Source organism: Streptosporangium minutum (assembly GCF_002149035.1).
Classification (GTDB): Bacteria; Actinomycetota; Actinomycetes; order Streptosporangiales; family Streptosporangiaceae; genus Streptosporangium; species Streptosporangium minutum.
In genome coordinates this window covers 20508-38125 of record NZ_NGFP01000058.1, presented here as the reverse complement: position 1 = coordinate 38125, position 17618 = coordinate 20508, and the positions used below count along the sequence as shown (strand labels likewise).

Genomic DNA, 17618 nt, shown 5'->3' with positions numbered 1-17618 from the left:
ACCCCGGACCGCCCTAYCCCGGCCCGCCCTGATGTCCTCGGCCGCACCCCGCCGATGACCGGTCCGGTTCTCTCCTCGATAATCTCGTGTTGCTCTTACCGGCGCCTGACAGGGCGGCGCCGATCAGGAAGAGGGGGAGGTCGGGCAGCCAGATGCCCGCCGCCGTGAGCGGAAGCCCCCTCAGCCGGCTCGAACTACGGAAACCGCCCTCGACCGTCGGGCGTTGAGCGATCCTCATGCTGCGGGCGCGACGAGTTCCAGGAACTGCTCGATGTCGGTGTGCCGACCGTCCCGGTCGACTGCGGTGATGTAGCCGTCGGGCCGCACCAGGATCAGGGTGGGGCCGGTGACGCCGTAGCTCCGCTTCAGGCCGGAGCCAGGGTCGGACACGGCCAGGGTGTCGAGGGGATCGCCCATGGCCGGCCAAGCCAGGGTCGCGGTGGTCGCCGCCGCGCCGTCGCCCAGAGCGAGCAGGGTGAACTTCGGTCCTCGGAACGCCTGGTGCAGACGGCCGGAGCGGCCATGGATGTCGGTGTAGGCGGCGTTCATCGTCTCTCCCACGCTCCGGCCCATCCCGAACCATTTCGACTACGATGTAGCCGAAATTGGGTGGGGTCACAACAGCACCTGACGGCCTGCCGACGCCACGAGGCGACGGCGCGGGACAGCGGGATACTGGTGGAGTGCAGTCGATGAGCGGATCCGAACCCAAGACCACACCGAACGGGGTGGGAGCGGTCGCCAAGTCCCCCGGCCGGCCGAGAATGCCGTTCGAACGCATCATCGCCACCGCTCTGGAGATCGTGGACGCCGAGGGAGCGGAGGCCCTCACACTCCGTGCCTTGGCGCAGCGGCTCGGATCGAGCACCGCCACGCTCTACCGTCACGTCGACAACCGCGCCGACCTGGTCGGCCACGTGGTCGAACGCGTGTTCAGCGAGATCGCCGTCGATAGCGAGGCGCTCGAAGGCGCCGACATGTCGCGGGCCTGCGAGCACCTCGCGAGGAGCCTGTTCGACGCCATCGCCCGTCATCCCAACGCGGCTCCGCTTCTCATCGAGACCGTCCCGACCGGACCGCATGCGATGGCTTTCCGCGAGGTCTGCCTGTCAACCCTGCTCGCCCATGGCTTCCCCCCTGCGACCGCACGGATGCTCGCCGCCGCCCTCGGGCGCTTCGTCATCGGTTTCGCCCTGCAACTGCGCACCGACGCCGACCAGCAGGACGCCGATAAGCAGGCCGGAGACCGGCTGTTCCATGTGGACCCGGCTGTGTACCCCGCGATCAGCCGGACGGCGGACGAGGCCACCGTGCCCCTCGCCGAGGAGTTCGCCCTCGGCCTGGACCTTCTACTCAGAGGTATGCGCGATTTCGCAGCCGCAGGCCACGACCACCGCGGTTAGACCCCGGTCGGACTCTCCCGTTCGGCGCGCTCCAGCAGGTGGCGGCGCCGGAGACCGGCGATCCCCGATCCGTCGAGATACGACACGAGGCCCTGCGATACGAGAACCGGGTAGAGAAGCAACGAATGTGACCTGACATTCTTGGACACGAGGGGGGATCAGAGAATGACTCAGGCACAGATCGGTGTTACCGGCTTGGCGGTCATGGGCGCGAACCTCGCCCGCAACCTGGCGCGGCACGGGCACGCGGTAGCCATACACAACAGGTCGCGGTTCCGGACCAAGGCGCTGATGGAGGAGCACGGCGACGAGGGGGCGTTCGTCGCCTGCGAGACCCCGGAGGAGCTCGTCGCGGCGCTGGAGCGCCCCCGGCGCATCCTCATCATGGTGAAGGCGGGCGCCCCGACCGACGCGGTGATCGAGGAGTTCGCCCCCCTGCTGGAGCCGGGCGACATGCTCGTGGACGGCGGGAACGCGCACTTCCTCGACACCCGCAGGCGGGAGGCGGCGCTGCGCGAGCAGGGCGTCCACTTCGTCGGGGCGGGGGTGTCCGGTGGCGAGGAGGGGGCGCTGCTCGGGCCGAGCATCATGCCGGGCGGCTCCCGGGAGTCCTACGAGGCGCTGGGCCCGCTGCTGGAAGACATCGCCGCGAAGGTGGACAGCGTGCCCTGCTGTACCCACATCGGCCCCGACGGCGCCGGGCACTTCGTCAAGATGGTGCACAACGGCATCGAGTACGCCGACATGCAGCTCATCGCCGAGGCCTACGACCTGCTCAGGCAGGGGCTCGGCCTGAGCCCGGCGGAGCTCGCGGACGTCTTCGAGGAGTGGAACAAGGGCGAGCTGTCCTCCTACCTCATCGAGATCACCGCCGAGGTGCTCCGGCAGATCGACGCCGCCACCGGCAGGCCGCTCGTGGACGTCATCGCCGACCGGGCCGAGCAGAAGGGCACCGGCCGGTGGACCGTGCAGATCGCGCTGGATCTGGGTGTCCCGGTGAGCGGTATCGCCGAGGCGGTGTTCGCCCGCTCGGTCTCCGGCCACGCGGACCTGCGTGAGGCCGCACGCGGCCTGCCCGGCCCCTCGGGCGTGCCGGCCGGGTCGGTCGGCGAGGGTTTCGCCGAGGACGTGCGGCGGGCACTGTACGCGTCGAAGATCATCGCTTACGCGCAGGGGTTCGACCAGATCAGGGCCGGGAGCGCGGAGTACGGCTGGGATGTGGATCCGGGCTCGCTGGCCACGATCTGGCGCGGCGGCTGCATCATCCGGGCCGTCTTCCTCGACCGCATCCGCGAGGCCTACGAGGAGGAGACCCCGCCGGTGACCCTGCTGACCGCCCCCCTGTTCGTCGAGGCCCTGGGCCTGGCGCAGGAGTCGTGGCGGCGGGTGGTGGCGAAGGCGGCGGAGCTGGGCATCCCGGCGCCCGGCTTCTCGACCGCGCTGGCCTACTACGACTCGCTGCGGGCCGAGCGTCTGCCCGCGGCCCTGATCCAGGGCCAGCGGGACTTCTTCGGCGCGCATACCTACCAGCGGACGGACCGGGAGGGCTCCTTCCACACCCTGTGGTCCGGCGACCGCACGGAGATCGGAGCCTGAGACCCCGGGCCTGAGACCCCGAGCCGGCGGCACAGGGTCGACGGCGCCTTCCCTTCTCCGTGCCCTCGCCGGCCCCGCGGACGAAGGCCCCGGCCGCGTCCGTGATCACCCGCACGGTCAGCGCCGTACGGCTGTCGTGGACGCCGTGCTGCTTGAGTACGGGGAACTCCGGGTTGACATCCTCCCCACGGCTGAAGCCGGGGGATTCCCGCCCTCCCGGGTTGGATCGTCCTGTTCCACCGCAGGTAGCCCCCGGGACGGCCCCAACCCGAGGGCTTACACCCGCTCCCTTGGCCCAGGTGCCGGCCGCCGTACGGCCGGGGAGGGCTGGAGCAGCACGTTCGGCACCGTCCTGTGTGACACGTCGGCGTCGGCGATCGCCGCGTCTCCGGACACGGGCGCCTTTCCGGATTTGAGCATTCGGAGCGCCATGCGGCGTGATCGGATTGTTCGGGTGAAGAGAGCGCGTCGCGATTTGCAGGTGCCGTATACGGTCTGTCAGGACTTCACCGGCTCGACATGACTCAGGGAGCCATCCGTGCTCGACGGAGCCGTACCTCCATCACCGGCCGTCACGGTGATCGAACCCCCCGCCGCCCACCGCCTCCAGCCACTGCTGCACGATCTCGTCAGCGCCGTCATGGCGCCGACGGCCGCGCTGAGCGGCGACGACGGGCAGATCCGGACATCCGGCGTCCAGGGCCTGTTCCACGCCGACTCCCGTGCGCTGTCACAGGCCAGGCTGGAGATCGACGGGCGGGAGCCCGAGGCCGTCGGCTACGCGCCGCGGGGGGCGGGCGGCGTCCGGTTCGTCGCGCTGGCACGATGGCTGGGAGACCCCTCCCCCGACCCCACCGTGCGGATCCACCGCGTCCGGCAGGTCGTGCCGGGCGGCATGAGCGAGCACATCGAGATCGTCTCCACCGCCTCCAGGCCGGTCACCACTACCATTACCTTAGCCCTGAGCTGCGACTTCGCCCCGATAGAGGTGGTGAAGTCGGGGGGTGAGACCGCACCGGCCGCCGGCGCGGGCGGCGGGCCCGGCGAGCTGACGTGGGGTTCGGACGGCATCCGGGTCACGGTGACCGGCGTGGACGCGCACGCCGAGCCGGCGGAGTCCGGACGGGCGGGGCGGCTGAGCTGGCCCGTCGCGCTGGCGCCCCGCGGCCGGACCACGCTCCGCTGGGACGTCGCGGTGCACGACCCGGAGGCCGTGGTGACCGCCCCCGCCCGCCCGGCCGAGTGGGCCGCCGGACAGGGCGGGCCCCGGGTCACCGCCACCGACCACCGGCTGGCCCGGCTCTTCGAGCGGTCCCTGGACGACCTGCGGTCGCTGCGGCTGGCCGAGACGGGCGCCCCCGCCGACGCCTTCCTCGGCGCCGGCGTGCCCTGGTTCCTCACGCTCTTCGGGCGCGACAGCATCTGGGCCGCCCGGATGCTGCTGCCGCTCGGCACCGAGCTGGCCATGGGCACCCTGCGGGTGCTGGCCCGGCGTCAGGGCGCCCGGCTCGACCCCGGTTCCGGCGAGGCTCCCGGGAAGATCATGCATGAGCTGCGGCGGCACGAGTTCGCCCTGGAGAACGACGGCCTGCGCCTGCCGGCCGCCTACTACGGCACGGTCGACGCCACCCCGCTCTGGATCAGCCTGCTGCACGACGCCTGGCGCTGGGGCGCGCCCGAGGTGGAGCTGGCCGCGCTCCTGCCCCATCTGGAGGCCGCCCTCGGCTGGCTCGCCGAGCACGCCGACCCCGACGGCGACGGCTTCGTGGAATACGTCGACACCAGCGGCCGGGGACTGGCCAACCAGGGCTGGAAGGACTCCGGCGACGCGGTGCGCTTCCACGACGGCCGTCAGGCCCGGCCGCCGATCGCCCTGGTCGAGGTACAGGGCTACGCCTACCAGGCGGCCCGGCAGGCCGCGGACCTGCTGGAGGCGTTCGGCCGCCCCGGAGCCGGGCGCTGGCGCGAGCACTCCGGGGCGCTGGCCGAGCGCTTCCGCGCCCGGTTCTGGGTGGACGGCCCGCGGGGCAGGTTCCCCGCGCTGGCCCTGGACCGCGACAAGCGCCCGGTGGACGCGCTGACCAGCAACATCGGGCACCTTCTGGGCACCGGCCTGCTCACCGGCGCCGAGGAGGCCGAGGTCGCCGCCCTGCTGGTCTCACCGGCGATGGCCGGCGGCTTCGGGCTGCGCACGATGTCGGCGGACGAGGGCGGGTTCAGCCCGCTGTCCTACCACTGCGGGTCGATCTGGGCCCACGACACCGCGATCGTGGTCGCCGGGCTGGCGCGGGCGGGGTTCGGCGCGCAGGCGGCGCAGCTCGCCGGAGGGCTGCTCACCGCGGGCGAGACGTTCGGTTACCGGCTGCCGGAGCTGTTCGGCGGCGACGACCGCGAGACGCTCGGGCGTCCCGTGCCCTACCCCGCGGCCTGCCGCCCGCAGGCGTGGTCGGCCGCGGCCGCGGTGACGATCGTGCACGCCGCGCTGGGCCTCTACCCCGACGTGCCCGCCGGCCGGGTGCTGCTCCGCCCGCTCGCGGGCGCTCCTCTGGGCGCGCTCTCCGCGCGCGGGCTCCGGATCGGCGGCGCCGAGGTGAGCGCGGCGGTGGACCTGGACGGCTCGGTCAGCGTGACCGGCCTGCCCGCCGGGCTCCTCCTGGAGACCGCCGCGGGCGGGCCCGTGACCGTGGCGTCGGCGCGGGCGGGAACGCCACCGGACGGCGTCCCCGCGGAAGGTCAGGCGCCGTCCCGGTCGGAGTCGGCGGAGAGCACGATGGCTCCCCGGTAGCCGTCGCCGTCCTCGGTGATCTTCAGCAGCATGGCCGGCCGGTAGATGCCGTCACCGTCGTTGAAGGTGTCCCGGCCGGTGTGGCGGGCGTACGGCTCCGCCGCGAACACCTCCGTGTTGAGATCCTCGTCGAACATCAGCTGCGTGGTCAGCACCCGCGCCTTGCCGACGTGCACCATCGCGTGGATGTGGACGGTCCGCCCCCGGTACCAGCCCGGCCAGACGGTGGTGAACTCCACCACTCCGCTGGAGTCTGTGACCTGCGCACCGCGCAGGTAGCGCTTGTCGTCGGCCGGCTTGAGGTCTCCCATGCCGTCGTCCGCCCCGGGGCCGCCCGGTCCTCCGGACGGCCGGCCGGTGGGCCTGTCTGTGGGCGGTGCGCCGCCCTCTCCCCCGGGCGGCGGGCCGGTCGGCGGCGTGCCGCCGCCGGGGCCGCCGGGGCCGCCCTGCCCGGAGGACAGCGACTCGGCGCCGGAGTAGAGGCCCCCGGCGTCGCAGTGCCAGATCTCGACCACGGCGTCGGACAGCGGCTCGCACGTCTCGCTGTCCTGCACCTTGATCGCGACCTTCAACCGCGTGCCCTGCCTGTCCTCGCGGATGTCGCTACGGATCTTGTCCGCGTCGAAGTAGTACGGCCCCTGCGTCGTCGACTCCGTCAGCACGCAGGTGTTGGAGCCGGAGAACAGGTCGGTCCGGGCGGCGCCCGTCGCCGCCTGCGGCGTGATCGAGGCGGTCGCCCCCGTGGAGGTGGTGACCGTCGAGGAGGTCCCGGCCGCCTTCCCGCAGGCCGCGAGGATCGCTCCCAGCCCGATCGTGCCGATCCCCGCCAGGGCCGTCCGGCGGCTGACCCGCCGGCCCTCGTCGTGCTCTTCCATGCCTTCTCCCTTCGGTGCCGTGCCGTGTGGCCGAAGGTAGGCGGGGAGCGTGAGGATTGTCTGAGAGCGGGCGGGGAACCGCCTCCGTCCGGCCCGCGGCCCGACGGGTCCGTAGCACGCCTGGAGCTCGGGGGCCGCCGTGGCGATCGCGCGCAACACCTTGATCGCCACGGCCGTGCCCGCGGGATCCTCGCCGAGGTGGACCACGCCCTGCCCCCGGCCCCCAGCCGGCCGATCAGCCGGTATCGGCTGATATGCCGGGGGTCAACGGATGTGAGGGGGTTGGGCGTCCGCATGGAGAAAGATCACAATCCCCCGCCGCCAGGCGGGCCGCGCGGCGCCGGCGATCAGGCCGCCAGGTCCAGCGAGATGACCTGGGCCGCCGTACGGCGGAGCCGGCGGTTGAGCGACTCCGGGCGGGAGACCACCACGACCAGGACGCCCCGCCCGGACAGCCAGCCGGCGAAGTCGGCGAAGACGCCGTCGCCGGAGCCGATGACCACGCGCTCGAACCGGTCGGCGAGGTGGTCCAGGCGGATCACCTCGGCCAGCGCCCCGTCGGCCCCGTCACGGCCGGAGCGGACCAGGAGCTGGATCCCGGCCAGGGCCAGGCCGACGGGGACCAGGGCGCCGTGGTTGACCGCGGCGACATACTGGTCCATGCCTCCGGTGGGGACGCATTGACGGTAGCGGGCCATCATGATCCGGACGCCTCCGGTGGCGGGGCGCGCGTTCCCTACGAGGTTCTCCACGTCCAGCAGGTGGACGGCGCGACCTTCCGATAGGTTCCGCATGAAATGCCCCTTTCGTCCCAGTATTACCGTGTCATGGGCTGCACTTTAATGCTGGAATTCGCTGGAACTCAAGGGAGACTGGTGGAACTCCTGTTACGCTCCGGGCCGTGAGTGAATCACTGGACGCGCTGGAACGGCGGATAGCCGAGCTCCGCGCCGAAGTGCGACGGGCGGTGAAGGCGAAGGAGAACTCGCTGGCCCGGTCGCTGCGCGGAGACCTCCGCCGGGCCGAACAGGCATGGGACGCGGCGATCATCGCCGAGGAGCCCCCGCCGCCGCCCCGCGAGCCCGAGACCTCGCTGCTGCCGATCAGGGAGCAGGTGCACCAGGCACTGGCGCTGCTGGGCGTGCCCACCGCGGCCAAGCTGGTCGTGGCGGTGAACAACGCGTTCTTCTCCGGCGCGCTACGCGGCTCCCAGCTGACCAGCCTGCGCAGGGACGAGGAGCGCTCCTTCCGCAGCGATCCCTACGCCCGCCCCTACTACCTGTGCGCCGCGCTGACCGACCGGCTCTCCCCCGCCCGCGGGCTGCTCGCCGACAGCACCTGGCCGCCCGAGCTGCGGGTGCTGGGGCCGCTGAGCCCGCGCGTCGACTTCCTCACCTCGACCACGCGCATCGCCGAACACCTCGCCCGGCTGGCCGAGCCGCCGGCGGGCGCGCTGCGGCTGCTGTCGCGGATGGCGCAGAACATCCCCGGCGCCGTCGAAGGTTTCGTCCAGGCCGATCCGGTGACCGCGATCCGCGCGGCCCGGGCCGAGCTGGAGGTGCATCGGGCCGCCGACACCGCGCAGCGGGCCGAGGTGGCGGCGCGGGCGAGCAGGCAACTACCGGACGTGGAGCGCCTGTTCGGCGTCGCCGCGATGAGCACCTTGAGAGGGGCCTGTTGATGAACAGGCAGAGCACGGCGTGGGTGGCCCGCCCACTGGAGAGGCCCGCCGTACGGGCCGGAGGCGGCACGCACCGCCGGGGACGACCGGCGGACCGGCCGGGCCCGGCAGGCGACGGCCGCACCGGGGGTGGCCGGTGAACCGGCTGGACGAGCTGCGCGGGCCGGTGCCGTCCCGCGCGCACGACGCCCGCGCCATCGCGGCGCTGGCCGCCAACCCCGGCTGCGCCCGCCGGGCGCTGATGGACGCCGCCGGGGTGGACAAGGACCGTACGGCCCGGCACCTCGGCTTCCCGGCCCCCTTCGGCCAGTCGCAGTTCGCGATCACCCGTGGCAACGTGTTCGAGGCGCTGGTGAAGGAGAACGGCTGCGCCGAACTGCTGCGGCTCCTGCGCGAGCTGCTCGGCCTGCCCGTCGCCCAGGTCGGCTACCAGGACGTGGAGAGCGTCGGCTCCCACCTGCGCCACTCCCACACCCGGACGCTGATCGACCGGGCGGCGCGCGAGAACGACGACGCGGCGGTCTTCTACGACCATCCGCTGTTCAGCCTGGAGATCGCCGGGCACACCTCCTACCTCGAGCCCGACGTGGTGGCCTTCCAGCTCGGGGGGCGCTTCCGCATCGTGGAGATCAAGTCGTTCGGCGTGATCGACGGCCAGGCCGAGCCCGAGAAGGTCGCCGCCGCGGCCAGGCAGGCCGCGGTCTACGTCCTGGCGCTGCGCACGCTCCTGGCCGACCTCGGGCACGACCCCGAGCGCGTCTCCCACGACGTGGTGCTCGTCTGCCCGGAGAACTTCGCCAACCGGCCGACCGCGACGCTGGTGGACGTGCGCAAGCAGCTCGCCGTGCTCAAGCGGCAGCTCGCCCGGATGACCCGGGTGGACCGCCTGCTCGAAGGGCTCCCCCAGGGACTCACCTTCGACCTGGTCCCCGACGCGGACGGCGTGCCCACCCGGTCGGCGGAGGATCTGGCCGGCGCGCTGGGCCAGGTGCCCGCCCGCTACGCGCCCGACTGCCTGTCCACCTGCGACATGTGCATGTTCTGCCGTGACGAGGCCCGTGGCTGCGGCTCCACCGACCTGCTGGGCCGCCAGGTCCGCGACCAGCTCGGCGGCGTCTCCCTGATGACCGAGGCCCTCGGCCTGGCCGAGGGCACCGTCGAGCCCGCCGAGGGCCAGGAGGAGGTCGCCCGCCTGCTCCGCCTGGCGGACCGCCTGCGCGAGGAGTGCCTGAATTGAGCGCGCGGACCGATGAGCACGGCGGCGCGGCGCTCGCGGAGGCGGCGACGTGAGCGAGCGGAGCGAGCAAGACAATGAATACGGCGGCGCGGAGCCGGCGGAGGGGGCGACGTGAGCGCTCTGACGGCCCTGGCGCAGTTGCGCGCCATCCGGGACGGCGCCGCGCAGCGGATCACCACGGTCCGGCACTGCCACATCGCCCCCCGGCCGATGGTGTTCATCCCGCTCAGGCTGGCCGGTGAGACGGCCGCGCCGCTGGCCGCGATGGTGGGCGCCGACCCGGACCACCCCCGGCTGCTGGTGGTCCCCCAGCCGCGCAACCGGGACCTGCGCTTCGCCTTCGCCGCCGGCCTGGCCGAGGTGCTCCTGCCGTACGTCGAGGGGTTCGGCAAGACCACCGAGACGGTCGAGAAGAAGGGCGGGGAGCCGTACGAGCGGTGCCTGGACGCGCCGCAGATCCTCGTCCCCAACCGGTCGGCGGCCGCCTTCGTGGCGCTGCTGGGCCGTTCCACCCGGTTCCGCCGGGCCGACGGGCCCTATCCGGTGCATCCGTCGGTGCCGCTGCTCGGCCGGTGGCTGACCTACTTCGCCGACCGGTCGCAGCAGCCGGGCTCCTCCCTGCTGCTGGTGGCGACCGAGGCGCTGAGCATGCACTGGGCGACCGGGCAGAGCGGACTGGAGGACGCCAACCTCGCGGCGCTGCTCGGGTGGATCGCCCCTCCCCCGGGGATGAGCGGCCGGCGGGCCGCCGAGGAGGCCGAGGACCCGCTGCTCTGGCCGCCGGCCGGCCCCACCACCGACCCGGGCTTCGACAACGAGGTGCTCGGCCCCGCCGTACGGGCCTATGAGGAGGCTCCGACCGACCGCGCCGTGGAGCGCGTCACCCAGGCGCTGCGGACCCAGCTCGAACCGACCTGGCGGCTGATGTGGCGGGCGGCCCGCCTGCTGCGCGAGCTGCCCGAGGGCCGGCGGGTGAAGGACCGCTGGGACACCGACCGCGGCTCGTTCACCAGGTTCGCCGAGCGGATCGCCGAGGGCGGCCCGCCGCAGGCACGCAGGGACGGCGCGGTCGGCGCCGCCGCGCGGCTGGCCGGGCTGGAACGGGCCCGGGCGAGCTACGACGTGCAGCGGGCCTACGACGATCCGCTGGTCATGGCCGAGTACCGGCTGACCGGCGAGGCGTTCTCCGGGACGGTGACGGGCGCGGACCCGGAGCACACCGAGGGCGAGGGCCGCTCACGCAAGCTCCGCCCGCTGATCACGGTCCGGACCGAGGACCCGGTACGGCTGGCCGCCGGCACCACGGTCGGCAGCCCCGACCGGCGGGGCCACGCCGCCGAGATCGTCGAGATCGCGGACGGCGAGATCACTCTGAAGATCACCAAGGGGATGGGGCGGGGGAAGACGCCCGCCCCGGGCGCGGTGCCCGAGCCGGGTGAGCGGGTCTGCTACACCTCGCTGACCGACGACTTCCAGTCCTCGGCGGCGCTCCCCGACCCCGAGCGGACGCCGTGGACCCACGGCGGCCCGCCGGAGGAGTACGTGCCCAGCGACGACGACGCGCAGGAGGAATGGTCGTGAGTGCTCAGACGCCCCAGCAGGAGGCGGCGGCCGTCGTCGGCGCGGTCCTGGCGGACCTGCCCCGCAACCGGGGCGTGGTGGTGGACTCCCCTCCCGGGGCGGGCAAGTCCACCCTGGTGGTCAAGGCCGCCGGGCACATCGCCGAGACCGGCGAGCCGCTGATGATCGTCGCGCAGACCAACGAGCAGGTCGACGACCTGGTGGAACGGCTCGCGACCGAGCACCCCGACCTGTCGATCGGCCGTCTGTCGGCCGGCGGCTACATCACGCCCGGCCGTATCCTCGCCCACTCCAACGTCTCGGTCGCGGGCAAGCTGCCCGACCTCGGCGACCCGGCGGTGGTGATCGCCACCGCCGACAAGTGGGCCTGGGTCGGCGACCGGACCTGGCCCTGGGCGATCGTGGACGAGGCCTACCAGATGCGTTCGGACAAGCTGCTGCGCATCGCCTCGCTGTTCGAGCGGTCGCTGTTCGTGGGCGACCCGGGCCAGCTCGACCCGTTCTCGATCGTGGACGGCGACCGCTGGGCGGGCCTGTCGTGGGATCCGGTGCAGAGCGCGGTCTCGGTGCTGCTGCGGCACAACCCCGACCTGCCGGTGCACCGGCTGCCCGTCTCCTGGCGGCTGCCCGCCTCGGCGGCGCCGGTGGTCTCCGAGGCGTTCTACCCGTTCACCGGCTTCCGGGCCGGAACGGCTCACGAGGACCGGTCGCTGGAGCTGACCGTCAACGGCATGCGCACCTCCTACGACCGCGCGCTGGAGGAGGCGGCCTCGTCGGGCTGGGCGCTGTACGAGCTGCCGAGCCGCCACACGGTGCGCACGGACGCCGAAGCCGTGCAGGCGGTGGCGGTGCTGGCCGTGCGGCTGCTGCAGCGGGCCCCGGTCGCGCACTCCGAACGCGGCAGCCACCGCGTCACGGCCGACCGGATCGCCATCGGCGCCGCGCACCGCGACCAGGTCGCCGCGATCCGCGCCGCCGGGGTGCCGGAGGAGATCACGGTGGACACCGCCAACCGCCTCCAGGGGCGGGAGTACGACGTGACGATCGTGCTCCACCCCCTGTCCGGCCGCCGCGACGCCACGGCCTTCCACCTGGAGTCGGGGCGGCTGTGCGTGCTCGCCTCCCGCCACCGGCACGCCTGCGTCGTGGTCGCCCGGGCGGGCATCCCCGAGCTGCTGGACGCCCACCCCTCGGCCGAGCCGGTCCAGCTCGGCGTGCCGGTGAAGTTCCCCGACGGGTGGGAGGCCAACCAGGCCGTACTGGCCCATCTCGCCAAGCACCGGGTGGTCCCCGCCCACTGAGGGGGCCCGCCGTGTCACCTGCCGGGGATCAGTGGGTGTGCGAGGGCACGGCCGGGACATGCGGGTGCGCCCTGATCCAGGCGACGCGTTCGCGGCTCTCCTCGTCCATGGGGGTGTAGACCACCATCCGGGTCTCCGGCGGCGACGCCAGCGCCATGCTCGTGGAGATCGTACGCACCTGCCCGACCGCGGAATGCTGGAAGATCTTCATACGGCTCCCCGGCCGGGCCACGTCGTGGGTGGCCCACATGGCCGCGAACTCCGGGCTGGCGGCCGACAGCCGCCGGACGAAGTCGGTCCAGGCCGGCTCCCGCAGGTGGCGTCCGAATCCCGCCCGGAGGGTGGCCACCATCTGCGGCAGCTCCTCCGCCCGGTTGACCACCGGGTTGCAGCACTCCTTCGTGACGAAGATCTGCCACAGCGCGTTGCGGGTGCCGGAAGGCCGCGACGTCATGCTCGCGAACAGCGCGGCGTAGGTGTCGTTCCAGGCCAGCAGGTCGTAGCGGCTGTTGTAGACGGAGGCGGGCAGCGGGCCGAGCTGGTCGAGGATGCGCTGGATCTCGGGATCCAGGGCGACGTGGGCGTCTGAGGCGGGCACCGCGGGCATGTCGGCGAGCCGGTAGAGGTGCTCGCGCTCGGCCTCGTCCAGCTTGAGCGTCCGGGAGATCGCGTCGAGCACCTGCGCGCTGACGTTGATCGGCCGTCCCTGCTCCAGCCAGGTGTACCAGGTGACTCCGACCCCGGCGAGCAGGGCGACCTCCTCGCGCCGCAGGCCGGGGGTACGGCGGCGCAACCCCGGGGGCAGGCCCACCGCGGCGGGGGTGATGCGGTCGCGGCGGCTGCGCAGGAAGGACGCGAGCTCGACTCGGCGGGCACGCGCGTGGGTCGTCATGGTCACCTCTTCATGCTGGCCGACGGGTGAGGCGTCTGCCAGGTGCTGTCAGTACCAGGATCGGCAGGCACTCGTTACCGGTACCGGCCCGACGTCACAGTCGTCTCCATGACCGCGACATCCACCGTTGAAGCTCCGGCCCTGCGCCGCGTTCCCTGGTTGCTGACGGTGATCCTCACCGGGCAGTTCATGGCGATCCTGGACGTCTCCATCGTCAACGTCGCCTCTCCCGTGATCCGCGCCGACCTTGGCACGTCCGGCTCGGGACTCCAAATGATCATTTCCGGCTACACCATCGCCTATGCCATGTTGCTGATCACCGGTGCCCGGCTGGGCGGCCGGTACGGCGGGCGCCGCCTGTTCCTGTACGGCCTGGCGGGCTTCACCGCTGCCTCCCTGGCCTGCGGCCTGGCCGTCTCCGCAGGGCAGCTCGTCGCCTTCCGGCTGCTCCAGGGCGCGGGGGCCGCTCTGATGGTGCCTCAGGTGCTGAGCATGATCCAGATGAACTTCGAGGGGGCCGCGCGGGCCCGCGCGCTCAGCCTCTACGCGACGGTGATCTCGGGGGCCGCCGTGGCCGGCCAGGTGCTGGGCGGGGTGCTGGTCTCCGCCGACCTGTACGGCACGGCGTGGCGGCCGGTGTTCCTGGTGAACGTGCCCATCGGGCTCGGGCTGCTCGTCCTGGGCGCGAGGCTGCTGCCGGCCGACGGCCCCGTGCGCCACCGCCCGCTGGACCTGCCCGGCCTGGTCACGCTCTCGCTGACGGTCAGTCTCCTGGTGGTGCCGCTGGTGCTGGGCCACGAGCAGAGCTGGCCGCTGTGGGGATGGGCCGCGATGGCCGCGAGCGTGGCGTTCGCGGGGGTCTTCGTGCTGATGGAGCGGCGGGCCGCCGCGCCTCTGGTGCCCGTGCGGGTTCTGCGGGCCCCCGGGGTGGTCACCTCCGCGCTGGCCGTCTTCGGGGTGATGGCGACCTACGGCGGGTTCCTGTTCGCCCTCGCTCTGCACCTGCAGGGCCCCCTGGGCGACAGCCCGCTGCGGGCGGGCCTGACGTTCGTTCCCGCCGCGGCCGCCTTCGCGGTGGTCAGCCTCAACTGGCGGCGGATCCCCGGGCACCTGCACCGCCGTATGATCATCTCCTCCTTCGGCCTGGCCGCGCTGGGATACCTGGGGCTGGCACTGGCGTTGGGCGGCGGCGGCCACGGCCTGCCGTTCCTCTGGGTGGCCCTGGCGGTGACCGGGGCCGGCCTGGGCGGGGCGTTCAGCCCGGTGCTCACGGTCGCGCTCACCCATGTCGCGCCCGAGGACGCCTCCGACACCAGCGGCCTGTTCGTCATGGTGACCCAGCTCGGCCAGGTCGTGGGCGTGGCCACGTTCGGCACGCTGTATCTGAGCGTGGGGTCGATCACGGGCGCCGCCGTGGCCCTGGCGGTCACGGCGCTGGCCACCGGGGCGTGCGCGCTGCCGCTGCTGCGCCGGCGATGACCTCTCCGGGCACGGCCGGACCGGAGCCGTACCCGCAGGCGCGGCTCCGCGCGGGCCGTGCCCGGAGCGCGGCCGGACCGGAGGCCGAGCCGCACCGGGAGGACAGCCGTACCGGCCAGGTGCGGCCGCACCCGGAGCGCGGCCGGACCGCTGCGGACCCGGCCGTGTCCGGGAAGGTCAGACCGTCCGCCGCCACACGTCGATGGCCAGCACCTGGCGCATGCCCACCGACAGGTACAGGTCCAGGGCGGGCGTGCTGTTGTTGGCGTCCACGTGCAGGTAGGTGCCCACCCGGCCGCGCCGGGCGTCGTCCGCGAAGGCCTTGCGGAGCATGAACCGGCCCAGACCGCGTCCTCGGAAGGCCGGCAGCACGGCCAGCCGGCGCACGTAGCCGCAGTTCTCGTCCCCGGCGAAGGCGTTGGTGCCCAGCAGCATCGCCGCCGGCTCGCCGCCGATCCGGGCGACCGTCAGCTGCGACCAGTCGCCGCTGGCCGAGGAGTCCAGCTCTCCGTACCACTCGTCGTAGTCCATGGGGGCGAACCCGAAGTGCTCGGCGAACCCGGCCTGCTGGACCGCGTGTCCCTGGCGGCGGACCTCCTCGGTGACCCCCCGGTGGACCGTGAGGCCGGCCGGCGGAGCGGGTTCGGGCACCGAGGTCCCGTGGTCGACGCGGAGCCGGATGAAGCTGGTCGCGACGCTGAACCCGCGGGCGGCGGCGATGGCGCGCTTGCCGCTGTCCTCCCGATACAGGCCGATGTCCAGCACGGCCCTGTCGTGACCGAGCCCGGCGGCGATCCGCCCGGCCCGCTCGGTCACGGTGTCCCAGAGCCGGCCGGTGAGCCCGGGGGCGTCGGGGTGCACGACCACGTCGATGTCCACGTTGTCGCTGGTGCCCTTGCGGCAGGCCCAGGCCCAGGCGACCAGGCGGCCGGCCTCGTCGTGGACGAGCCAGCCGTCGGTCTCCCGGTCGAAGGAGGGGTCGTTCAGCTGGTCGGCGACGTCGTCGAGGGTCATGTCCGCCTTGCCGATCACCCGGGTGTCGCACAGGGAGATCAGCTCGTGGACGGCGTGGGCGTCTTCGGCCAGAGGCCGCCGGGTGACGTACCCGGCGGCGGTGGTTGTTTCCATGCGCACAGCCTGCCCGGCGCGACTTGGGACTCGCTGGGCCGCGACTTGCGTCAGTCGAGGACCGGCGCCGGGGCCGGGGCCGGGTCCTCGGCGTCGCCGCTCTGCTCGGGGCCCCCGCGCAGCGGGATCTCCTTGATGAAGGCGGCCAGCAGCGGCACCAGGACGGCGAACAGGATCGCCCACCAGAACACGCCGGAGATGGACGTGGCCAGCGACTCCAGGAAGCCGGTGCGCACGTTGGCGGGAAGCTCGTGCAGGGCGGCCGGGTTGAACTGGCCCCCGCTGGAGGCGAGCTTCTCACCCGCGGGCCCCAGCTTGCTCTCCAGGCTGGAGGCGAGCTGGTTGTTGAAGACCGCGCCGAACAGCGAGACGCCGAACGAGCCGCCGATGGAGCGGAAGAAGGTGGAGGTGCTGCTGGAGACACCCAGGTCCTTCTGCTCGACGCTGTTCTGCGCGATCAGCATGGTGGTCTGCATCAGGAAGCCCATGCCGAGGCCGAGCACCGCGATGAACACGCCGGTCTGCCACGAGGGCGTGTTGACGTCCATCAGGGAGAGCAGCCACATGGCGACCGCCATGATCACGCCGCCGAGGACCGGGTAGACCTTGTACTTGCCGGTCTTGGTGATGGCCTGGCCGACGAAGAGCGAGATCACCATGGCCGAGCCCATCATCGGAAGCAGCAGCAGGCCCGAGTTGGTGGCGCTGGCGCCCTGGACCGTCTGCTGGAACAGCGGCAGGAAGTTGATGGCGCCGAACATCGCGAAGCCGAGCAGGAAGCCGACCAGCGAGATCAGCGTGAAGTTGCGGTTGCGGAACAGCTGGAGCGGCATGATCGGCTCCGCGGCACGGCGCTCCACCGGGATGAACAGCGCCAGCGTGACGACTGCGAGCGCGGCCAGGCCGAGGATCTGCGGCGAGCCCCATCCGTAGTCGTTGCCGCCCCAGGTGGTGATGAGCACCAGCGCGGTGATGCCGACGGAGAGCAGGATCGCGCCGAGCCAGTCGATGCGGTGCTCGGTGCGGTACTTGGGCAGCTTCAGCTTGGCCGCCAGCAGCGCCAGCGCGACGAACCCGATGGGCAGGTTCACGTAGAAGGCCCAGCGCCAGTCGAGGTGGTCGGTGATGAACCCGCCGACGAGCGGACCGGCGATCATCGCCAGCGACATCACACCCGCCATGATGCCCTGGTACTGGCCGCGCTCACGCGGCGGGACGAGGTCGCCAATGATCGCCATCGCGTTGACCAGCAGGCCGCCGGCGCCGAGGCCCTGGAGCGCGCGGAAGGCGATGAGCTGGGCCATGCCGTCGGTGGGACCGCCCAGCATCTCGGATCCGGCCATGCCGCAGAGCACTGAACCGATCATGAAGATGACGATGGACCCGAGGAAGATGTTCTTCCTGCCGTACAGGTCGCCGATCTTCCCCCAGATGGGGGTGGAGACGGTGGTGCCGAGCACGTAGGCCGTCACCACCCAGGACAGGTGGGTCAGCCCGCCCAGCTCCCCGACGATGCGGGGCATCGCGGTACCGACGATCATGTTGTCGAGCATGGCCAGGACCATCGCGAGCATCAGGCCCGGCAGCACCACCATGACCTCACGCCGCCGTGCCGGTGCGGCTGCGGTCTCCTTCACCTCTGTCGCCCCCATCGTCCGTC

General features: G+C 72.8%; 14 protein-coding genes. 8 read left to right on the top strand and 6 right to left on the bottom strand.

Translation table 11 applies throughout. From position 1 onward, the window contains the following. Positions 1-234: 234 nt before the first annotated feature. Positions 235-549, bottom strand: a complete 315-nt coding sequence (locus tag CA984_RS15125) for an aromatic-ring hydroxylase C-terminal domain-containing protein (protein ID WP_086572439.1) — start codon at positions 547-549, stop codon at positions 235-237. A 143-nt stretch (positions 550-692) separates the two neighbouring features. Between CA984_RS15125 and CA984_RS15120 the strand changes: the two genes are divergently transcribed. The 3 genes from CA984_RS15120 to CA984_RS15110 all read left to right on the top strand — a co-directional run bounded on the left by CA984_RS15120 (position 693) and on the right by CA984_RS15110 (position 5784). Then, positions 693-1403, top strand: coding sequence for a TetR/AcrR family transcriptional regulator (locus CA984_RS15120; RefSeq protein WP_207620881.1), 711 nt, complete (start codon positions 693-695; stop codon positions 1401-1403). A gap of 165 nt (positions 1404-1568) precedes the next feature. Next, positions 1569-2999 carry an NADP-dependent phosphogluconate dehydrogenase gene (gndA, locus tag CA984_RS15115; RefSeq protein ID WP_086572437.1) on the top strand — a complete coding sequence of 477 codons (1431 nt, stop codon included), beginning with the start codon at positions 1569-1571 and terminating at the stop codon, positions 2997-2999. Positions 3000-3537: 538 nt separating this feature from the next. Further along, positions 3538-5784, top strand: a complete 2247-nt coding sequence (locus CA984_RS15110; RefSeq protein WP_242675960.1) for an amylo-alpha-1,6-glucosidase — start codon at positions 3538-3540, stop codon at positions 5782-5784. Here CA984_RS15110 and CA984_RS15105 read toward each other — a convergent pair. Further along, positions 5733-6659, bottom strand: coding sequence for a peptidase associated/transthyretin-like domain-containing protein (locus tag CA984_RS15105; protein ID WP_086572447.1), 927 nt, complete (start codon positions 6657-6659; stop codon positions 5733-5735). The two genes, CA984_RS15110 and CA984_RS15105, sit on opposite strands and share 52 nt — an antisense overlap. A 347-nt stretch (positions 6660-7006) precedes the next feature. Continuing rightward, positions 7007-7453 carry a PIN domain-containing protein gene (locus tag CA984_RS15100; protein WP_086572435.1) on the bottom strand — a complete coding sequence of 149 codons (447 nt, stop codon included), beginning with the start codon at positions 7451-7453 and terminating at the stop codon, positions 7007-7009. Between the two features lie 107 nt (positions 7454-7560). On the opposite strand from CA984_RS15100, the gene CA984_RS15095 reads away from it, so the two are divergent. The 4 genes from CA984_RS15095 (at position 7561) to CA984_RS15080 (ending at position 12459) form a co-directional block, all read left to right on the top strand. Further along, a complete protein-coding gene (locus CA984_RS15095; RefSeq protein WP_086572433.1) occupies positions 7561-8340 on the top strand; it encodes a hypothetical protein in 780 nt (259 codons plus the stop codon). A 136-nt stretch (positions 8341-8476) separates the two neighbouring features. After that, positions 8477-9577, top strand: coding sequence for a hypothetical protein (locus CA984_RS15090; RefSeq protein ID WP_086572430.1), 1101 nt, complete (start codon positions 8477-8479; stop codon positions 9575-9577). 111 nt (positions 9578-9688) lie between these two features. Beyond that, positions 9689-11158, top strand: coding sequence for a hypothetical protein (locus CA984_RS15085; RefSeq protein WP_086572428.1), 1470 nt, complete (start codon positions 9689-9691; stop codon positions 11156-11158). After that, positions 11149-12459 carry an AAA family ATPase gene (locus CA984_RS15080; protein ID WP_086572426.1) on the top strand — a complete coding sequence of 437 codons (1311 nt, stop codon included), beginning with the start codon at positions 11149-11151 and terminating at the stop codon, positions 12457-12459. The genes CA984_RS15085 and CA984_RS15080 overlap by 10 nt, the downstream gene beginning before the upstream one ends. A gap of 28 nt (positions 12460-12487) precedes the next feature. On the opposite strand, the gene CA984_RS15075 is transcribed toward CA984_RS15080, so the two are convergent. Next, the gene (locus CA984_RS15075; RefSeq protein ID WP_086572445.1) at positions 12488-13351 is read right to left on the bottom strand and encodes a helix-turn-helix transcriptional regulator; all 864 of its coding nucleotides are present in this window, start codon (positions 13349-13351) and stop codon (positions 12488-12490) included. A 108-nt stretch (positions 13352-13459) separates the two neighbouring features. On the opposite strand from CA984_RS15075, the gene CA984_RS15070 reads away from it, so the two are divergent. Beyond that, positions 13460-14830 carry an MFS transporter gene (locus CA984_RS15070; RefSeq protein WP_242675959.1) on the top strand — a complete coding sequence of 457 codons (1371 nt, stop codon included), beginning with the start codon at positions 13460-13462 and terminating at the stop codon, positions 14828-14830. A gap of 177 nt (positions 14831-15007) precedes the next feature. On the opposite strand, the gene CA984_RS15065 is transcribed toward CA984_RS15070, so the two are convergent. Beyond that, positions 15008-15958, bottom strand: coding sequence for a GNAT family N-acetyltransferase (locus CA984_RS15065; RefSeq protein ID WP_086572421.1), 951 nt, complete (start codon positions 15956-15958; stop codon positions 15008-15010). Between the two features lie 50 nt (positions 15959-16008). Further along, complete coding sequence (locus CA984_RS15060; RefSeq protein WP_086572419.1) at positions 16009-17610, bottom strand: MDR family MFS transporter; 1602 nt, start codon at positions 17608-17610, stop codon at positions 16009-16011. Positions 17611-17618 lie beyond the last annotated feature (8 nt).